We start from the raw sequence: 16755 nt of genomic DNA on the forward strand, positions 1-16755 counted from the left end.
TGTGAAATATGGAGAAGAACCTTAATGAACAAATCGATGGATTGCTGGAAAAGTACACAGAACTGTTAGTAGGCGAGGGATCAGCCGAAAATGTGGAAAAAGTGAAAACATGGATCCTGTACAGCCATATCGCCAAATCCATGCCGCCGCTGGCAAAGCATTGGAACGCCGAGTACCCGGATGCGAAGGAACAAATCAAAAATGTGATCGCAGAAGTAAAGGAATTGAATGAGCGGAATCGACAGAAATAAGGAAGAACCATCTCGTGGGCAGCGGGATGGTTTTTTTATGGATAAAAGGAGTTTAACCCCGCTTTCAGTGCCCGAACGGAGTTGGAAAGATGGTGAAAGGTAACGGAAACCTGTTTTCAGTGCCCGAACGAAGGTAGAAAGACGGTGAAAGGGAACGCAAACGCGGTTTGAGTGCCCGAACGGAGGTGAAACTGCGATGAAAGGGAACGCAAATCCTATTTCAGTGCCCGAACGAAGGTAGAAAGACGGTGAAAGGTAACGCAAACGCGGTTTGAGTGCCCGAACGGAGGTGAAACTGCGATGAAAGGGAACGCAAATCCTATTTCAGTGCCCGAACGGAGGTGAAACTGCGATGAAAGGGAACGCAAATCCTATTTCAGTGCCCGAACGAAGGTAGAAAGACGGTGAAAGGTAACGCAAACGCGGTTTGAGTGCCCGAACAGAGGTGAAACTGCGATGAAAGGGAACGCAAATCCTATTTCAGTGCCCGAACGAAGGTAGAAAGACGGTGAAAGGTAACGCAAACGCGGTTTGAGTGCCCGAACAAAGATGCCATGCGTTCAAATGGTACGAACCGGGCATTCCTGCCCGGTTCAAGTGAAACTAAAGCGACTATTGAAGCGGTTGCCCGCCATGAGGAAACTGGTTCGTATATCCCTGGAACTGCTGGTGGGACTGCTGCAGCTTTTGCGCATCGGCCGCCTCGACAGCATACCAGCCCTTTTTGAACATCAGGTTATAGAGGCTGCGCTGTGCATTCGCAGTTTCTGTATAGATGCCCAAGAGATCCTGGTACAACTGGTCATGGCTGGCTTCATGCAGTGCCTGTGTATAAGATGTTGTCATATACTTTTCAGTTGTTAAGATATCATTGACAAAATCACGGTCGTTCATTTGAGGTGTCTTCTGGATCTGTGTTTCTGGATTTTGTATCTTTTGCTGATTCTGGTTCTGGTTCATCCACTATTCCTCCTGATAAAATGTTGTTTCCCTTTAGCTTTATTGTTTATTGCATTCCGGTATACGCCTGGTTTTGCGGGCTGTTCAGGTGTGTAAGGATTTTTTGGTAATGTCTTTCGTGCATTTGGCAGCACTTTTCGATTTCCATCTTCAATTCCTGGTCCTGGCATTGCTGCGCGAAGAAATGAGCCTTTTTCATGGCAAGTAAATTCCAAGAAAGCATGTCCGTTAAGTAAAGTGAATCCTTAGTAGAAACAACGGGTGGCGGCGTCTGCATGATGCCCTGCTGCTGGGGCTGAAAATTCAGATTTTGCTGCTGCATAATTGAACCTCCTGAATAATATTTTTCCATCGGATATTATCCTTCCCGAGCGTATTTAACTTATTCAGGACATGTTTCGCCAAATTAGAACATTTTATTACAAAAGTAATATTCAAACTCCTGAAAAAATGATAAAATAATTTTGCAAAATATATAGATGGAGCAACTTTTTTTAAGGGGCTTTGTAATCGTTTTCATTAAGGGGAGGAAAAAATGATGGAACAACTTATGAGGGACTTTTTTCTTTTTTTATCAAAAAATAAATTTTTCACGAAAATGGCCAAGAAATATGGTCTTCGTCTGGGAGCAAGCCGATTTGTATCCGGTGAGAGAGTGGATCAGGCTGTTGAAGTAATTAAGGGACTGAATGAGAAAAACTTAGCAGTGACTGTCGACTACCTTGGCGAATTCGTCGACAACGAAAAAGAAGCGAATGAAAGAGCAGATAATACCATTGAGGCAATCAAGGCGATCGGCCGTGAAAAGCTGAATGCACAGGTATCTGTCAAGATGACTTCAATGGGTTTTGATATCTCTGATAAAGTTATCATGAACAATATGCGCCGTATCATGGAGGCTGCGACAGAGAATAATGTTTTTGTAACGATCGACATGGAGGACTACGAGCGTTGCCAGAAGACACTCGATATCTTCAAACAGCTGAAATCAGAGTACGATAACATCGGAACCGTTATTCAGGCATATCTGTACAGGACTGAAAAAGACATTGAAGATTTGAACCAGTATTCACCGAATCTTCGCCTTGTAAAAGGTGCTTATAAAGAGTCACCGGAAGTGGCATTCCCTGAGAAAAAGGATGTTGATGAGAATTTTAAGAAAATCATCAAGATGCACATGCTGAATGGAAACTACACAGCAGTTGCATCACACGATGACAACATCATCAATTTCACAAAAGAATTCGCAAAAGCGAATAACATTCCTAACAGCCAGTTCGAATTCCAGATGCTTTACGGCATCATGCCGGAAAGACAGCTCCAGCTTACAAAAGAAGGCTACACAATGCGCGTGTATGTACCTTTTGGCACAGACTGGTATGGTTATTTCATGCGCCGCCTTGCTGAGCGTCCAGCCAACGTCGCATTTGTCCTTAAAGGAATGTTCAAAAAGTAAAAGGATTCAGGCTGACATAGGTCAGCCTGTTTTTCTTTTGGATCAGAAAAACGTCTGGCATTTGTCCGGTTTGACCAAGCTGCCTGCGCTTTTCAAATTATTTCTTATACTGGCTGTTCTGGCTGTTTACTTTTCCTTCGCCGCCCTGTCCCATTGAAGGGCCGGCATTGCCTTTGACACTCGCCGCGCTTACGCCCGCCTTTGATGGATGCTTCTTCATTTTTGCCATCATCATACCTCCATGTTTTATGAAGTTAATAAAATTGCAGCCTGAAGACCGCTCACTTAGATTGCCCATTTGGCAAAGTTTCAATAGGGGTTGTAAAATTCAAAAAATTTTATTTTTTCCGCACCTTATTATTGCGTAAATTTTTTAAATATTTTATAGTAGGTATTAACAGAACTCATTTATATGCATATTTTTTTTGGTGCAAAAATGAATGAGTATTCATTCAAAAAGAGTCAAAGGGGGAGAAAATTTTGATGCGACATATACAAAAAGCAGCGGTACTGGGTTCAGGAGTCATGGGATCAGGGATTGCGGCACATCTGGCAAACATCGGTATCCCGACATTGCTGCTTGATATCGTACCTCGGGAATTAACGGAACAGGAAAAAGCAAAGGGTCTGACGCTTGAAGATAAGCAGGTTCGCAACCGGATCAGTGCAGGTGCACTGCAAAAGCTGTTAAAGCAAAAACCGGCACCTTTGGCCTCCAAGAAAAATCTTGCACTGCTCGAAGCGGGCAACTTTGAAGATGATATGGAAAAGCTTAAGGATGTTGACTGGGTAATTGAAGTAGTAGTCGAAAACCTTGATATTAAGAAGAAAGTTTTTACAGAAGTAGATAAATACCGCAAGCACGGTAGCATCATCAGCTCAAACACCTCAGGGATCTCAGTAGAGGCCATGGCTGAAGGGCGCTCCGAAGATTTCAGGAAGCATTTCCTGGGCACTCATTTCTTCAACCCGCCGCGCTACCTGAAACTGCTTGAAGTCATCCCAACTAAAGATACAGATCCTGAAGTTTTGGCTTTCGTGAAAAATTTCGGCGAAGACCAGCTTGGCAAAGGTGTTGTTGAAGCGAAGGATACACCTAACTTCATTGCAAACAGGATCGGAACTTATGGATTGCTGGTAACAGTAAGAGAAATGGTAAAGGGTGGATACAGTGTAGGGGAAGTTGACTCCGTAACCGGACCAATGATCGGACGCCCTAAGAGCGCAACATTCCGTACACTGGATGTAGTCGGACTTGATACATTCGCTCATGTTGCGAAAAACGTTTTCGACCAGGTTGATGGCGAGGAAAAGGAAGTATTCGAAGTACCGGAATTCATGAAGAAGATGCTTGAAAACGGCTGGTTTGGCAGCAAGTCAGGTCAAGGCTTCTTCCTTAAGCAAGGCAAGGAAATCCTTGAATTGGATCCGCAAACATTGGAATACGGACCGCGCAAAAAGTTGAAAACTGCCTCAACTGAAATGAGCAAGCAGGAAAAAGGACTTGCGAATAAAATGAAAGCGCTTGTTTATGCGCAGGACCGGGCAGGCGAGCTGCTATGGAATATTTTCAGTCCGGTACTTGTTTACTCTGCGGATTTGCTTGGGGCCATTGCAGACGATATCGTCGCAATCGACCGTGCGATGAAGTGGGGATTTGGCTGGGAAATGGGACCTTTTGAAGCGTGGGATGCCCTAGGTGTGGAAAAGGCAATCAACAAAATGGAAGCCGAAGGAAAGACCGTTCCTGCCTGGGTGAAGGAAATGGTTGAAAAAGGCTTCACTTCTTTCTACAAGGAAGAGGAAGGCAAGCTGAGCTATTACCACAATGGCGAATATGTCGCTGTTGAAGAAAACCCGAAGGCCATTAACCTGAAGCTTCTGAAAAAGCAAAATGGCGTGATCAAAAAGAATGGCGGAGCAAGCCTGATCGATCTTGGCGATGGCGTCGCCCTTCTGGAATTCCATTCCCACAGCAATGCGATCGGTCCGGATATCCTGCAGATGATCAACTTCGCGATTGATGAAGTTGAAAAGAACTTCAAAGGACTTGTTATCGGCAACCAGGGCAAAAACTTCTCGGTTGGCGCCAACCTTGCAATGATCCTGATGGAAGCACAGGATGATAATATCTGGGATCTTGATATGGTAGTCCGCCAGTTCCAGCAGACGACAATGCGAATCAAATATTGCTCAAAGCCAGTCGTAGTCGCTCCATTTGGCATGACACTTGGCGGAGGAGCTGAAATGTGCTTGCCAGCAGCCCATATCCAGGCATCAATGGAGACTTATATGGGACTTGTTGAAGCAGGTGTCGGCCTGATTCCAGGCGGCGGCGGCAACAAGGAGCTTTACATCAAGCATCTTGAAGGACTGCCAAAGGGCGTTGAGTTCGACCTGCAAAAAGTGGCAAACAAAGTCTTCGAAACAATCGCGATGGCTAAAGTCTCCACTTCAGGTGAAGAGGCACGCGAAAATAATTTCCTGAACGAAGCAGATGGCATCAGCGTGAACAGCGACCATCTTTTATATGATGCCAAGCAGGCCGCACTGAGCTTATATGAGAGCGGTTATAAAGCTCTAGTAAGAAGAAAGGTGCCTGTGACGGGCGAACCGGGATATGCAACATTGCTTCTTGGAGCCCAGGCGATGCACCTGTCAGGATATATTTCAGAGCATGATATGAAAATTGCGAAGAAGCTTGCATATGTCATTGCTGGAGGTAAAGTGCCATACGGAACAGAAGTTGATGAGCAGTATCTGCTCGATCTTGAAAGGGAAGCATTCCTCAGCCTTGTGGCAGAACCGAAATCACAGCAGCGCATGCAGCACATGCTTGTAAAAGGCAAGCCATTACGCAACTAGTAGATTGATATTTTTAGATAGAACATCCAAGGAAAGAGAGGGAATGAGATGAGAGAAGCGGTAATTGTAGCGGGAGCCCGAACTCCGGTCGGTAAAGCAAAAAAGGGAACTCTTGCGAACGTCAGACCTGATGACCTGGGGGCTCTCGTTGTAAGGGAAACTCTTAAACGTGCAGGCAACTATGAAGGAAATATCGATGATTTGATCATCGGCTGTGCAATGCCAGAGGCAGAACAGGGATTGAACATGGCACGGAATATCGGCGCACTGGCCGGACTGTCCCATGAAGTGCCAGGAATCACCATCAATCGTTATTGTTCTTCTGGACTGCAGGCGATTGCAAATGCATCAGAAAGAATCATGCTAGGCCATGCAGACACCATCATTGCCGGAGGAGCAGAATCGATGAGCCTTGTCCCGATGATGGGCCATGTAGTCCGCCCGAACTCGAAGCTGGCTGAAACGGCTCCACAATATTATATGAGCATGGGACACACCGCGGAGCAGGTCGCTATAAAGTATGGGATCTCCCGTGAAGACCAGGATGCTTTCGCAGTAAGGAGCCACCAGCGTGCAGCAAAAGCAATCGCTGAAGGCAAGTTCTCAGACGAAATCGTTCCAGTTGATGTCACGATCCGTTCTGTAGGGAAAGACAACAAACTTGTTGAAAAAACAATCCAGTTTAAACAAGATGAAGGCGTCCGTCCGGATACCAGCATTGAAACGCTTGCGAAGCTGCGCCCTGCTTTTTCGGTAAGCGGATCAGTTACCGCGGGTAACTCATCACAGACAAGTGACGGGGCAGCAGCGGTCATGGTCATGGATCGTGAAAAGGCTGAATCTCTTGGATTAAAGCCGCTTGCGAAATTCAGGTCATTCGCCCTTGGCGGAGTTCCGCCTGAAATCATGGGAATCGGCCCTGTAGTCGCAATCCCAAAAGCCCTGAAGTTAGCAGGACTTCAAGTATCAGATATCGGCGTGTTCGAATTGAACGAAGCATTCGCTTCACAATCGATCCAGGTAATCCGTGAACTTGGCCTTGATGAGGATAAAGTAAACGTCAACGGCGGTGCGATTGCGCTTGGCCATCCACTGGGTACAACTGGTGCGAAGTTGACTCTGTCCATCATTCACGAAATGAAGCGCCGCAATGAACAGTTCGGTGTCGTAACAATGTGTATCGGCGGCGGAATGGGCGCAGCTGGAGTATTCGAATTATTATAAAACGAACTTTAAATAAAATTCTGGAGGGGCTTAGGCTCCTCCCAAAAATGGATAGGAGGAACAAACAATGAGTAACCAAACAGAAAAGCTTGTAAAAGGCGGCAGCTTCTTAATTGAAGATGTATCTTATGACCATGTCTTCACTCCAGAGGATTACACGGATGAGCATAAGATGATCGCAAAAACAACTGAGGACTTTGTTACAAACGAAGTATTGCCACAAGTTGAGTTTATCGAACACCACGAATTTGACCGCACTGTAAAATTGTTAAAAGAAGCTGGAGAGCTTGGCCTTCTTGGGGCAGATGTTCCAGAAGAGTACGGCGGATTAAGCCTTGATAAAATCAGCTCCGCTCTGATTGCCGAGAAAATGTCTGTTGCTGGCGGATTCTCAATCTCCCACGGTGCCCACGTAGGAATCGGTTCACTTCCAATCGTGCTTTTCGGAAATGAAGAGCAAAAGCAAAAATACCTGCCTGCATTAGCGACTGGTGAACAGCTGGCTGCATACGCCCTTACAGAGCCAGGTTCAGGATCTGACGCTCTTGGTGCGAAGACAACAGCCAAATTGAATGCAGAAGGAACTCACTATGTTCTTAATGGTGAAAAGCAATGGATCACGAACGCTGGCTTTGCTGATGTATTTGTTGTTTATGCGAAAATCGATGGCGAACAGTTCACGGCTTTCATTGTTGAAAGAGAATTCCCAGGAGTATCAGTCGGCGCTGAAGAGAAGAAAATGGGCATCAAGAGTTCATCGACTCGTACATTGATTCTAGAAGATGCACAGGTTCCGGTTGAAAACCTTCTTGGCCAGGCTGGAAAGGGCCACCTGATTGCATTCAATATCCTGAATATCGGCCGATACAAGCTTGGTGTAGGTGCAACTGGCGGAGCGAAGCACGCGTTTGGCCTGACTGTGAAATATACGAACCAGCGTCAGCAGTTCAAAACACCAATTTCCCAGTTCAATCTTACAAAAGAAAAGCTTGGCACAATGGCTGCAAAAATCTATGCAACTGAAAGCTCCGTATATCGTACAGTAGGTCTGTTCGAAGAGAGAATGAACCAGCTTTCAGAGGAAGAAATCAACAATGGCAAAGCAGTTGCTGATTCAATTGCCGAGTACGCAATCGAGTGCTCAATGAATAAAGTGTTCGCTACGGAAACGCTTGATTATGTAGTAGATGAAGGTGTACAGCTCCATGGTGGATACGGCTTCATGCAGGAGTATGAAATCGAGAGAGCATACCGCGACTCAAGGATCAACAGAATTTTCGAGGGAACAAACGAAATCAACCGTCTGCTGGTGCCGGGAACATTCCTGCGCAAAGCAATGAAGGGTGAGCTTCCATTATTGCAAAAAGCACAGCAGCTCCAGGAAGAATTGATGATGCTTATGCCTGAAGAGCCGGGCGATGAGCCGCTTGCACAGGAAAAGTACCTTGTAAAGAACGCGAAGAAGATCGGCTTGCTTGCAGCGGGTCTGGCTGCACAGAAGTTCGGCAAGGCGTTGGAAAAAGAACAGGAAATCCTCGTGAATATTGCGGATATTATTTCCAATGCATATTCAATGGAATCGGCCGTTCTCCGTACTGAAAAGGCAATCGCAAAAGAAGGACTGGAAAAGAGCAAGCAAAAGCTTCTTTACACTCAAATCTTCTGCCAGGAAGCATTCAATGAAATCGAGCGTGACGCAAAGGAGACTCTTGTGGCAACAGAAGAAGGCGATGCACTTCGAATGCTGACTTCCGCATTGCGTAAATTCACAAGACACACTCCAATAAATGTGATCGCGAAAAAGCGTGAAGCTGCAGAAAAGCTGATCGAAGCAGAACGTTTTGTAGTTTAATCCAATTTGAATCATACGCTCCTCTCGTTTTCGGGAGGAGTGTTTTTTAAATTTTTTTTGTTCTGGAAGGATTTTTGCGAATTATGTTGAAATAAGTAATGGATGCCAAAATTATTGGTGGAACTAGACACGGAATGTTAGTATTTTGCCGCCTTAATATGTTACTATCCGTTTAGAGGGTTTAATAAATGGGATACTAGCAAAGGGTGGTGAGAAAATGGCAAACACGTTTTATTGGTACCCTAAATGCGGCACTTGCAGAAATGCAAAGAAATGGTTAGAACAGCATAATGTAGAGTTTAATGAAGTACATATTGTTGAAAACCCGCCTTCCCAATCCGAGCTAAAAGAATTGCTTGAAAAAAGTGGCCTGGAGATCAAGAAGTTTTTTAATACTAGCGGGATGAAGTACCGTGAACTGGGCTTGAAAGACAAAATCAAGACAGCATCGGAGAGTGAGCTTCTCGAACTGCTTGCTTCAGATGGAATGCTGATCAAACGCCCCCTCATGACAGACGGGGAAAAGGTAACTGTGGGCTTTAAAGAAGAAGAATACGAAAAAGCCTGGCTGTAAATTTGGTCCCATCGATATTAATCGATAGAGATATACAATTGGAGGGATAGTTAATGAATACACCAAAAGAGTTGCGTTATTCTGAAGAACACGAATGGGTAAAAGTTGAAGGAGAACAGGTTCGCGTAGGTATCACTGATTTTGCTCAATCTGAGCTTGGCGACATCGTATTCGTCGAACTTCCTGAAGTAGGCGATGAAATCACTGCTAATGAGCCATTCGGAAGCGTTGAGTCCGTAAAGACAGTATCCGAGTTATATGCGCCACTTAGCGGCAAGGTAGTAGCAATTAATGAAGAGCTTAACGACAGCCCTGAATTCGTAAACGAATCTCCATACGAAAAAGCATGGATGATCGTGGTAGAACCAGCTGACAACAATGAAGTTGACAAGCTTATGACTCCAGAGCAATATGAAGAAATGATCAAAGAATAAGATACTTTCAAGACGCCTTGAGAATCAGGGCGTCTTTCATTTAGGAGCATTTTATCCAGTAAGAATCCCATATCGGACTCCTTGTTATTTCCATCACTTCTAATCAGAATTTCGGACAAACTATAGATACCGATGAATGAAAAAGGGTGGGAAATCATGACGCTGAAACAAAAAAAGCTGGACATCACTGACCGGGTAACAGGAAAATTGGAAAATGGAGAAGTTCAACTCTATCTTGAAAATGAACCAATCGGGAAGATCCAGCTTCCAGATGGAATTAAACTTGAATTGGGTCATCATTATGTGTCTGAACAGAATAGGATTTACCAGCATGTATCAGTGCCGGACCAATCAGAACCTCGGTATACTGATTGTGATGAAGGCGGCTGGTGTTAAGCAAAAGCAGCGGCCGGCCATGTCGCTGCTTTTTTGTTGTACACCTGGAAATTATAAAATGGTTTAGTTGTGGATAATTACATTTGGTTATCTTAATCCAGCTTCAGCGCGTAGCCCCTCGAGAAGTTGTCTAGTTTCGCCTCCTAGAAACTCCGAAACTTCAACTCCGCCGGCAGAAGCAATAAGCGCTTCTTTGTCGGAGTTTCCAGTTTCTGCGTTTCTGGACAGTCGGCTATACTTTTCGATTTCGGTCCGCTCAGGTGAAGTCAAAGAACGACTTCACCGGTCGGCCCTCCAGCGCTTGTCGGGGCTGACCAAGGCGCTTGCGCTTTCTTATATGCTAGTCTTAATTTTTGCATTCTAATTCAAAAACAGTGACAATAGAAATATGTACATACCAGCACAATTTATTTAATAATGTTTATAATGTTGTAAAGCAATTATTATCTGGTGCATAGGTGGTTATGGCGATGGACGAAAATCACAAGGTGATCATAGTGGAAGGCTCGTCAGACAAGAAGAAAGTGCAAGCCGTGCTAAAAGAATCTGTTGAAATCATCTGTACAAATGGGACGATTGGTGTTTCGAAACTCGATGAACTAATTGATTCCCTTTTTGATAAAGATGTATATATCCTTGTGGATGCGGATGCATCCGGTGAAAAACTGCGAAAGCAATTTAAACGGGAATTTCCCGAAGCCAACCATCTCTACATTGATAAAATGTACAGGGAAGTTGCAACGGCACCGGAAAACCATCTAGCTACAGTTTTAATTGGAGCAAATATCGATGTTCATACAGAGTACTTAGAAAAAGGATGACTGTAGATGAAAGATTGGACAAAGGCCCAATTGGAAGCTTTCTTAGCAGAAGGGGAAACAGGGTATCTTTATTTTTACACGCCAATGTGCGGAACCTGCCAGGTAGCAAGTAAGATGCTATCGGTGATCGAGCAGTTGCTTCCTGAAATGCCTTCGGGAAAGGCCGATTTAAATTACCTGCCTGATATGGCAGAGCGATTTGAAATTGAAAGTGTTCCATGCCTTATTGTTTTAAATAAGGGAGAGGTGCAGGAGAAAATCTATGCCTTCCAATCCGTCCCGTATCTTTTTGACAAGCTTAAAAGGTTAACAGTCTAAAGGATCAGCTTGATTTCTTTTGACATATTTCTCGGGAAATGAAGGACAATGCCGAAAAACAATTGGCATTGTCTTTTTGTGTATTTCTACTTGCGAAAACCGCATATTATGAACTATTTGTCGAAGGATTTATAGAGGTCTTTCCCCTGCTTTCAAGGAATATGTAAGACAGGGAGTTGATCGGTATGTACGAACGAATCGAAGAGTTTATGAATGAAATCCACACGAAGAAGCATATGATGGAATTAGTCAAAAAACTGGACCTTTGTTTGAAAATCGAGGCTGAAACAGGTGATTTCCACCTTGTTTTTAAAGACGGGAATGTCACATTTGCAGATGGATGTGACAAACAGACTGATATTCAGGCAACAATCTCGGGGAAGCATGAATTCCTGATTCAATTATTAGATGGCGAAATCAAACTCCGCCAAGGGGTGCGATTAAATTACTTTTATTTAAATTGTCCATTTCGATCCCAGTTGCTTATCGAATCAATCTTCTACCTTGCAAGGCCGATACCTGTATAAAATTTTATCAGAAAAATCAAAATAATATTTGACCAGTGATCTGCTGCGTGCTATTATCACTTTAACGCAAAAAAACTCCAATTGAATATTCTTATCCAGAGAGGCGGAGGGACTGGCCCAATGATGCCCGGCAACCGGTTGTGAAACACGGTGCCAATTCCAGCAGAGTGTATGGCTCTGAAAAGATAAGGAGAGATGATAAATGAACCTCTTCTTTAAGAAGAGGTTTTTTTGTATCAGCTTTCCGTAATTATTTTTTGAATGGAGAGATGAAAATGGCGAATGAACAAAAGAACTACAAAATTGAAACTATTGGGGTTCATGGAGGACAGTCACCGGACCCAGTTACTGGTGCCAGGGCGTTGCCTATTTATTCGAGCAATGCATTTCAATTTGAGAACACAGACCATGCAGCGGATTTATTTGCTTTGAAAGAGTCAGGTTATATTTACTCAAGGATACATAACCCGACTGTGACAGCTCTTGAGGAAAAAGTTGCCCTCCTTGAGGGGGGAGTTGGAGCCCTTGCGCTTTCAAGCGGCATGGCTGCCATCACACTGTCGATTCTCAATGTTGCGCATGCTGGTGATGAGGTCGTTGCAGCTTCCAACCTTTATGGTGGAACCTATAATTTATTTGCTGTTACACTGCCAAAATACGGCATAAAGGTTCATTTTGTTGATCCTGAAAACCCGGAAAACTTTAGGAAAGCCATTACTCCTGACACAAAAGCTGTCTTCGCGGAAACAATCGGGAACCCTAGTTTAAGGGTTTTGGATATCGAGGCTGTCGCTGACATCGCCCATGAAGCCGGCGTTCCGCTGATTATAGATAACACGTTTGCAACTCCATTTCTATGCCGTCCGATCGAACATGGAGCGGACATTGTCATCCATTCCGCAACGAAATGGCTGTTAGGCAATGGTACCGTCCTTGGCGGCATCATTGTGGATGGAGGTAAATTTGATTGGAAGTCTCCTAAATTCCCGGGTTTCAACGAACCTGATGGAAGTTATCATAATATCGTGTATAGCGAAGCCATTGGAGCTGCTGCATACATTGTAAAGGCCAGGGTCCAGCTTCTCCGTGATCTCGGGCCATCTATTAGCCCTCAGAGTGCTTTCCAATTCAATCTGGGAATTGAGACATTGCATGTCCGCATGAAGGAGCATGTCGCAAATACCCAAAAAGTCGTGGACTATCTCGAGTCGCATCCTGCGGTTACCTGGGTCTCTTACCCTGGCCATGATTCTCATCCTGATAAAGAGCTTGCTGAACGGTACCTGCCAAAAGGGGCTGGAGCCGTAGTCGTTTTTGGAATAGAAGGAGGAAGAAAGGCAGGTGCGACGCTGATCAATTCTGTGAAATTGTGGTCCCACCTCGCGAATGTTGGCGATGCAAAGAGCCTGATTATCCATCCGGCAAGCACGACCCACCAGCAACTGGACGCGGATGGGCTGAAGGCGGCTGGCGTACCGGAAGATTTAATCCGCCTCTCCGTCGGCATTGAAAATAGTGATGATATCATCGAGGACCTGGAACAGGCGATTGAAAAAGCAACTGGAGTACCTGCTGTATCGGCGAAGGTTTAATTATCCAATACATTCCAAATAATATTTAAAAATAATTTTGTTGACACCCTTTTTTATTCCGTGCTAAAATCACACTCGTACCTTAAAAACCGATTAAATAATTTAATAGCGTGCTCTTATCAAGAGAGGTGGAGGGAAGTGCCCTATGAAGCCCGGCAACCGTCAATAAGCTTGCTTATTGAAATGGTGCCAATTCACTCAAAGCGGATTGCTTTGGCAGATGAGAGAAAGGATACCCCCTACAATTATGCCTTTCTGCTCACTTGCAGAAAGGCTTTTATTATTTTACAAGCATTATTTGATCTTCTCGTCCTTTTACCGGTTTCAGTCATGCTCCCTCTTAACGTAAAGTTTGAATTATTTTCGTTGGGGAATGGGAAACTAGATTGATAACCTTCTCAGGCATATTAGGCGATTTAAACGGTTTTAAAAAGAGTTGTAAAGAGGGTGAGTCAATTGATCACGATAAAAAAGGCAAAGAAGATTTATCCTTCCAAAAAAGGAGAAGTCAAAGCAGTAGATGATGTGAACCTCGAAGTCAAAGAAGGTGAGATCTTTGGGGTCATTGGATACAGCGGTGCGGGGAAAAGTACATTGATCCGAATGCTGAACGGCCTCGAAATTCCAACTTCAGGTTCCGTCGTTGTGGCTGGAAGGGAAGTTTCAAGGATCAAAGGAGCGGAATTGCGAAAAGCACGCCAGGAAATCAGCATGATTTTTCAGCACTTCAATCTGTTATGGTCAAGAACGGTTGCAGAAAACATTGCTTTCCCGCTCGAAATTGCCGGTGTGCCAAAGGCAGAGAGGGATAAAAGGGTAAAAGAACTGATCGAGCTTGTTGGGCTTGAAGGCCGTGGAGATGCTTATCCTTCACAGTTGAGCGGTGGACAAAAGCAAAGGGTTGGAATTGCCAGGGCCCTTGCGAACAATCCAAAAGTACTCCTGGGTGACGAAGCGACATCAGCGCTTGACCCCCAGACAACCGACCAAATCCTGGACCTGCTGGTGGATATCAATAAGAGATTAGGTCTTACGATTGTCCTGATTACGCACGAAATGCATGTGATCCGAAAGATATGCCACCGGGTTGCGGTGATGGAAGGCGGAAAGATTGTTGAAACAGGACCTGTACTGGAAGTGTTCAAAAACCCTCAGCAGCCAATCACCAAACGGTTCGTCCAGCAGGTGACTGAACCCGAAGAAACGAAGGAAACAGTCGACCATTTGCTATCCCGCTATCCGCATGGCCGAGTTGTCCAGCTGACATTTGTGGGTGAAGGAGCAGAACAGCCTCTTATCACCAATTTGATTCGCGAGTTCCCGATCATGGTCAATATTGTCCAGGGGAAAATTTCGCAGACGCAAAACGGGTCCTATGGTACTCTGTTCATCCATCTGGATGGAGAAGAGGGCGACCTGGACCGCGCCATCGAATATATTGGCAAGCAGGAAGTCGGCGTGGAGGTGATTTCAAATGGCTGAAAATTTATTTCCTAATGTCAATTGGGACCGGATGTGGGAAGCGACAGTTGAAACACTGTACATGAGTGCTATTTCGGTTGTAGCCACCTTCATTCTTGGAGCCATTTTAGGTCTATTGCTTTTCCTGACTTCCAGAGGGAATATATGGGAAAATAAGTCGATTAATTTAGTGTTAAGTGCATTTGTTAACATATTCAGGTCGATACCTTTCATCATCCTGATTGTCCTGCTGATTCCTTTTACAAAGCTCATCGTTGGTTCAATGATTGGAGAGAACGCAGCATTGCCAGCATTGATCATCGGGTCAGCTCCTTTTTACGCAAGAATGGTCGAAATTGGACTGCGTGAGATTGATAAAGGAGTCATCGAAGCAGCGAAGTCAATGGGCGCGAAAACAACGACGATCATCTGGAAGGTGCTTCTTCCAGAATCAATGCCTGCACTTGTTTCAGGAATTACCGTTACTGCAATTGCCCTTGTCAGCTACACAGCGATGGCTGGTGTAATTGGAGCAGGAGGTTTGGGAAACCTCGCTTATATGGAAGGTTTCCAGCGCAGCCGGAACGATGTCACGCTAATGGCGACCATCATCATCCTGGTTATCGTATTTTTAATTCAGTTCATCGGTGATGTCATCACTAGAAAATTAGATAAAAGATAAAGGAGAGATACTAAATGAAAAAGTGGTTATTGGCGCTAATAGCATTAGTTTTAACAGCAGGGCTTACAGCTTGCGGAACATCTGGGGAAAATTCCGAAGGCAGCAAGGAAGAAAGCAAGAAGATCGTTGTTGGTGCATCTAACGTACCACATGCCGAAATACTTGAGGAAGCTAAGTCCCTTCTTGAGGAAAAAGGCTATGAATTGGAAATCAAGACATTCAACGATTATGTTGTACCTAACCAGGCATTGGATTCAAAGGAACTTGATGCAAACTACTTCCAGCACATTCCTTATCTTGAATCTCAAATGGCGGAGCATGGATATAAGTTTGAAAATGCAGGCGGAATTCACATCGAGCCAATCGGTGTCTACTCTAAAGACCATACAACTCTTGAAGACCTGCCAGAGGGTGCTCACATCATCATGAGCAGCTCAGTAGCAGACCATGGCCGTATTCTGACAATGCTTGAAAAAGAAGGCTTGATCACTCTTAAGGATGGCGTTGAAAAAGTTAAAGCAACAATCGATGACATTGCAGAAAACCCTAAGAAACTGAAGTTTGACACTGAATACGAAGCAGCATTGCTTCCACAGATCTTCAATAACGGAGAAGGCGACGCAGTTCTAATTAACTCTAACTACGCAATCGACGCGGGTCTTAATCCATTGAAGGATTCTATCGCGATCGAGGAAAGTGACTCTCCATACGTGAACGTCATCGCAGTACGTGAAGGTGACAAAGACAAGCCGGCAATCAAGGCACTTGTCGAAGTTCTTCACTCAAAAGAAATCCAGGACTTCATCCTTGAAAAGTATGAAGGTGCTGTCGTTCCGGTAAAAGAATAGTAGAAAACAGAAAAGCAGGCGGCGCCTGCTTTTTCTATTTGATTCACATCCCTCGCATAACCCGCTCTGAAATCTAACATACTAACCGAGAAATATTCAGATTGGAGTGAAAGCAATGGAACATCATTATGAACCCCGGAATTCTACTGAAGCAGCTTTGCATGAATATAAGCATGGGCTTGGCATCTTTACACAGAGAATGCCTGAGCTTGCACAACATTATAATGCTTTTACAGAAGTGTGCTTTCAGGAAGGAACCCTCACACAGAAGGAAAAGCAGCTTATTGCTTTAGGAATATCTTTATATTCACAGGATGAATTTTGCATTATTTATCATTTAAAAGGGTGCCTTGACCAGGGTGCGACTGAGGAACAAATTTTAGAAGCAGTAGGAGTTACTGCTGCATTTGGCGGCGGTGCTGCAATGAGCCAGGCAGTCACGCTTGTCCAGGAAGCGATGGCTGAGCTGAATCATTTAAAACAGTAAAATATAC

Annotated in this window: 20 protein-coding genes and 2 riboswitches; of the genes, 16 read left to right on the forward strand and 4 right to left on the reverse strand. The window is 44.5% G+C overall.

Features of this window, described 5'->3' with window-relative positions:
* The first annotated feature begins 8 nt into the window (after positions 1 to 8).
* A complete protein-coding gene (locus ACXAEA_RS04445; protein WP_475094732.1) occupies positions 9 to 251 on the forward strand; it encodes a YusU family protein in 243 nt (80 codons plus the stop codon).
* A 612-nt stretch (positions 252 to 863) separates the two neighbouring features.
* Here the strand turns inward: ACXAEA_RS04445 and ACXAEA_RS04450 are convergent.
* Both ACXAEA_RS04450 and ACXAEA_RS04455 read right to left on the reverse strand, forming a co-directional pair.
* Complete coding sequence (locus tag ACXAEA_RS04450) at positions 864 to 1211, reverse strand: spore coat protein (RefSeq protein ID WP_475094733.1); 348 nt, start codon at positions 1209 to 1211, stop codon at positions 864 to 866.
* Between the two features lie 46 nt (positions 1212 to 1257).
* Positions 1258 to 1533, reverse strand: coding sequence for a hypothetical protein (locus ACXAEA_RS04455; RefSeq protein ID WP_475094734.1), 276 nt, complete (start codon positions 1531 to 1533; stop codon positions 1258 to 1260).
* A 216-nt stretch (positions 1534 to 1749) separates the two neighbouring features.
* On the opposite strand from ACXAEA_RS04455, the gene ACXAEA_RS04460 reads away from it, so the two are divergent.
* On the forward strand, positions 1750 to 2667 hold the full coding sequence (locus ACXAEA_RS04460; RefSeq protein WP_475098053.1) for a proline dehydrogenase family protein: 918 nt from the start codon (positions 1750 to 1752) through the stop codon (positions 2665 to 2667).
* 97 nt (positions 2668 to 2764) lie between these two features.
* Here the strand turns inward: ACXAEA_RS04460 and ACXAEA_RS04465 are convergent, their stop codons facing one another.
* Positions 2765 to 2896, reverse strand: coding sequence for a YuzL family protein (locus ACXAEA_RS04465; protein ID WP_475094735.1), 132 nt, complete (start codon positions 2894 to 2896; stop codon positions 2765 to 2767).
* A gap of 254 nt (positions 2897 to 3150) precedes the next feature.
* Here ACXAEA_RS04465 and ACXAEA_RS04470 point away from each other — a divergent pair, with 254 nt between their 5' ends.
* The 6 genes from ACXAEA_RS04470 (at position 3151) to ACXAEA_RS04495 (ending at position 10012) form a co-directional block, all read left to right on the forward strand.
* Entirely contained in the window at positions 3151 to 5532 is a 2382-nt protein-coding gene (locus ACXAEA_RS04470) for a 3-hydroxyacyl-CoA dehydrogenase/enoyl-CoA hydratase family protein (RefSeq protein WP_475094736.1), read from the forward strand.
* A gap of 48 nt (positions 5533 to 5580) precedes the next feature.
* Positions 5581 to 6756 carry an acetyl-CoA C-acetyltransferase gene (locus tag ACXAEA_RS04475; protein ID WP_475094737.1) on the forward strand — a complete coding sequence of 392 codons (1176 nt, stop codon included), beginning with the start codon at positions 5581 to 5583 and terminating at the stop codon, positions 6754 to 6756.
* A 67-nt stretch (positions 6757 to 6823) separates the two neighbouring features.
* Positions 6824 to 8608, forward strand: a complete 1785-nt coding sequence (locus tag ACXAEA_RS04480) for an acyl-CoA dehydrogenase family protein (protein WP_475094738.1) — start codon at positions 6824 to 6826, stop codon at positions 8606 to 8608.
* A 217-nt stretch (positions 8609 to 8825) separates the two neighbouring features.
* The gene (locus ACXAEA_RS04485) at positions 8826 to 9182 is read left to right on the forward strand and encodes an arsenate reductase family protein (RefSeq protein ID WP_475094739.1); all 357 of its coding nucleotides are present in this window, start codon (positions 8826 to 8828) and stop codon (positions 9180 to 9182) included.
* Positions 9183 to 9235: 53 nt separating this feature from the next.
* Entirely contained in the window at positions 9236 to 9616 is a 381-nt protein-coding gene (gcvH, locus tag ACXAEA_RS04490) for a glycine cleavage system protein GcvH (protein ID WP_475094740.1), read from the forward strand.
* 156 nt (positions 9617 to 9772) lie between these two features.
* Complete coding sequence (locus tag ACXAEA_RS04495; protein WP_475094741.1) at positions 9773 to 10012, forward strand: YusG family protein; 240 nt, start codon at positions 9773 to 9775, stop codon at positions 10010 to 10012.
* 87 nt (positions 10013 to 10099) lie between these two features.
* Here ACXAEA_RS04495 and ACXAEA_RS04500 read toward each other — a convergent pair whose 3' ends face one another.
* On the reverse strand, positions 10100 to 10282 hold the full coding sequence (locus tag ACXAEA_RS04500) for a hypothetical protein (RefSeq protein ID WP_475094742.1): 183 nt from the start codon (positions 10280 to 10282) through the stop codon (positions 10100 to 10102).
* A gap of 194 nt (positions 10283 to 10476) precedes the next feature.
* On the opposite strand from ACXAEA_RS04500, the gene ACXAEA_RS04505 reads away from it, so the two are divergent.
* The 8 genes from ACXAEA_RS04505 (at position 10477) to ACXAEA_RS04540 (ending at position 16748) form a co-directional block, all read left to right on the forward strand.
* Positions 10477 to 10833 (forward strand): toprim domain-containing protein, encoded by a 357-nt coding sequence (locus ACXAEA_RS04505; protein WP_475094743.1) that lies wholly within the window; start codon positions 10477 to 10479, stop codon positions 10831 to 10833.
* 6 nt (positions 10834 to 10839) lie between these two features.
* The gene (locus tag ACXAEA_RS04510) at positions 10840 to 11151 is read left to right on the forward strand and encodes a thioredoxin family protein (RefSeq protein WP_475094744.1); all 312 of its coding nucleotides are present in this window, start codon (positions 10840 to 10842) and stop codon (positions 11149 to 11151) included.
* 185 nt (positions 11152 to 11336) lie between these two features.
* Positions 11337 to 11678, forward strand: a complete 342-nt coding sequence (locus ACXAEA_RS04515; RefSeq protein WP_475094745.1) for an SCP2 sterol-binding domain-containing protein — start codon at positions 11337 to 11339, stop codon at positions 11676 to 11678.
* Positions 11679 to 11766: 88 nt separating this feature from the next.
* Positions 11767 to 11870: riboswitch (SAM riboswitch) on the forward strand.
* Between the two features lie 83 nt (positions 11871 to 11953).
* Positions 11954 to 13270: an O-acetylhomoserine aminocarboxypropyltransferase/cysteine synthase family protein gene (locus ACXAEA_RS04520; protein WP_475094746.1), complete on the forward strand. Its 1317-nt coding sequence runs from the start codon at positions 11954 to 11956 to the stop codon at positions 13268 to 13270.
* A gap of 113 nt (positions 13271 to 13383) precedes the next feature.
* Positions 13384 to 13497, forward strand: a riboswitch (SAM riboswitch).
* Between the two features lie 229 nt (positions 13498 to 13726).
* Positions 13727 to 14752 (forward strand): methionine ABC transporter ATP-binding protein, encoded by a 1026-nt coding sequence (locus ACXAEA_RS04525; RefSeq protein WP_475094747.1) that lies wholly within the window; start codon positions 13727 to 13729, stop codon positions 14750 to 14752.
* Positions 14745 to 15413, forward strand: coding sequence for a methionine ABC transporter permease (locus ACXAEA_RS04530; RefSeq protein ID WP_475094748.1), 669 nt, complete (start codon positions 14745 to 14747; stop codon positions 15411 to 15413). The genes ACXAEA_RS04525 and ACXAEA_RS04530 overlap by 8 nt, the downstream gene beginning before the upstream one ends.
* 14 nt (positions 15414 to 15427) lie before the next feature.
* A complete protein-coding gene (locus ACXAEA_RS04535) occupies positions 15428 to 16261 on the forward strand; it encodes a MetQ/NlpA family ABC transporter substrate-binding protein (RefSeq protein ID WP_475094749.1) in 834 nt (277 codons plus the stop codon).
* Positions 16262 to 16376: 115 nt separating this feature from the next.
* Complete coding sequence (locus tag ACXAEA_RS04540; RefSeq protein ID WP_475094750.1) at positions 16377 to 16748, forward strand: carboxymuconolactone decarboxylase family protein; 372 nt, start codon at positions 16377 to 16379, stop codon at positions 16746 to 16748.
* Positions 16749 to 16755 lie beyond the last annotated feature (7 nt).

It is taken from the genome of Mesobacillus sp. ABV4_180 (assembly GCF_056158485.1).

Excerpts from the sequence above, each read along its gene's own strand:
- ACXAEA_RS04445 (WP_475094732.1), top strand. The coding sequence starts at position 9 with ATGGAGAAGAACCTTAATGAACAAATCGATGGATTGCTGGAAAAGTAC.
- ACXAEA_RS04450 (WP_475094733.1), bottom strand. The coding sequence starts at position 1,211 with ATGAACCAGAACCAGAATCAGCAAAAGATACAAAATCCAGAAACACAG.
- ACXAEA_RS04455 (WP_475094734.1), bottom strand. The coding sequence starts at position 1,533 with ATGCAGCAGCAAAATCTGAATTTTCAGCCCCAGCAGCAGGGCATCATG.
- ACXAEA_RS04460 (WP_475098053.1), top strand. The coding sequence starts at position 1,750 with ATGGAACAACTTATGAGGGACTTTTTTCTTTTTTTATCAAAAAATAAA.
- ACXAEA_RS04465 (WP_475094735.1), bottom strand. The coding sequence starts at position 2,896 with ATGGCAAAAATGAAGAAGCATCCATCAAAGGCGGGCGTAAGCGCGGCG.
- ACXAEA_RS04470 (WP_475094736.1), top strand. The coding sequence starts at position 3,151 with ATGCGACATATACAAAAAGCAGCGGTACTGGGTTCAGGAGTCATGGGA.
- ACXAEA_RS04475 (WP_475094737.1), top strand. The coding sequence starts at position 5,581 with ATGAGAGAAGCGGTAATTGTAGCGGGAGCCCGAACTCCGGTCGGTAAA.
- ACXAEA_RS04480 (WP_475094738.1), top strand. The coding sequence starts at position 6,824 with ATGAGTAACCAAACAGAAAAGCTTGTAAAAGGCGGCAGCTTCTTAATT.
- ACXAEA_RS04485 (WP_475094739.1), top strand. The coding sequence starts at position 8,826 with ATGGCAAACACGTTTTATTGGTACCCTAAATGCGGCACTTGCAGAAAT.
- gcvH (WP_475094740.1), top strand. The coding sequence starts at position 9,236 with ATGAATACACCAAAAGAGTTGCGTTATTCTGAAGAACACGAATGGGTA.
- ACXAEA_RS04495 (WP_475094741.1), top strand. The coding sequence starts at position 9,773 with ATGACGCTGAAACAAAAAAAGCTGGACATCACTGACCGGGTAACAGGA.
- ACXAEA_RS04505 (WP_475094743.1), top strand. The coding sequence starts at position 10,477 with ATGGCGATGGACGAAAATCACAAGGTGATCATAGTGGAAGGCTCGTCA.
- ACXAEA_RS04510 (WP_475094744.1), top strand. The coding sequence starts at position 10,840 with ATGAAAGATTGGACAAAGGCCCAATTGGAAGCTTTCTTAGCAGAAGGG.
- ACXAEA_RS04515 (WP_475094745.1), top strand. The coding sequence starts at position 11,337 with ATGTACGAACGAATCGAAGAGTTTATGAATGAAATCCACACGAAGAAG.
- ACXAEA_RS04520 (WP_475094746.1), top strand. The coding sequence starts at position 11,954 with ATGGCGAATGAACAAAAGAACTACAAAATTGAAACTATTGGGGTTCAT.
- ACXAEA_RS04530 (WP_475094748.1), top strand. The coding sequence starts at position 14,745 with ATGGCTGAAAATTTATTTCCTAATGTCAATTGGGACCGGATGTGGGAA.
- ACXAEA_RS04535 (WP_475094749.1), top strand. The coding sequence starts at position 15,428 with ATGAAAAAGTGGTTATTGGCGCTAATAGCATTAGTTTTAACAGCAGGG.
- ACXAEA_RS04540 (WP_475094750.1), top strand. The coding sequence starts at position 16,377 with ATGGAACATCATTATGAACCCCGGAATTCTACTGAAGCAGCTTTGCAT.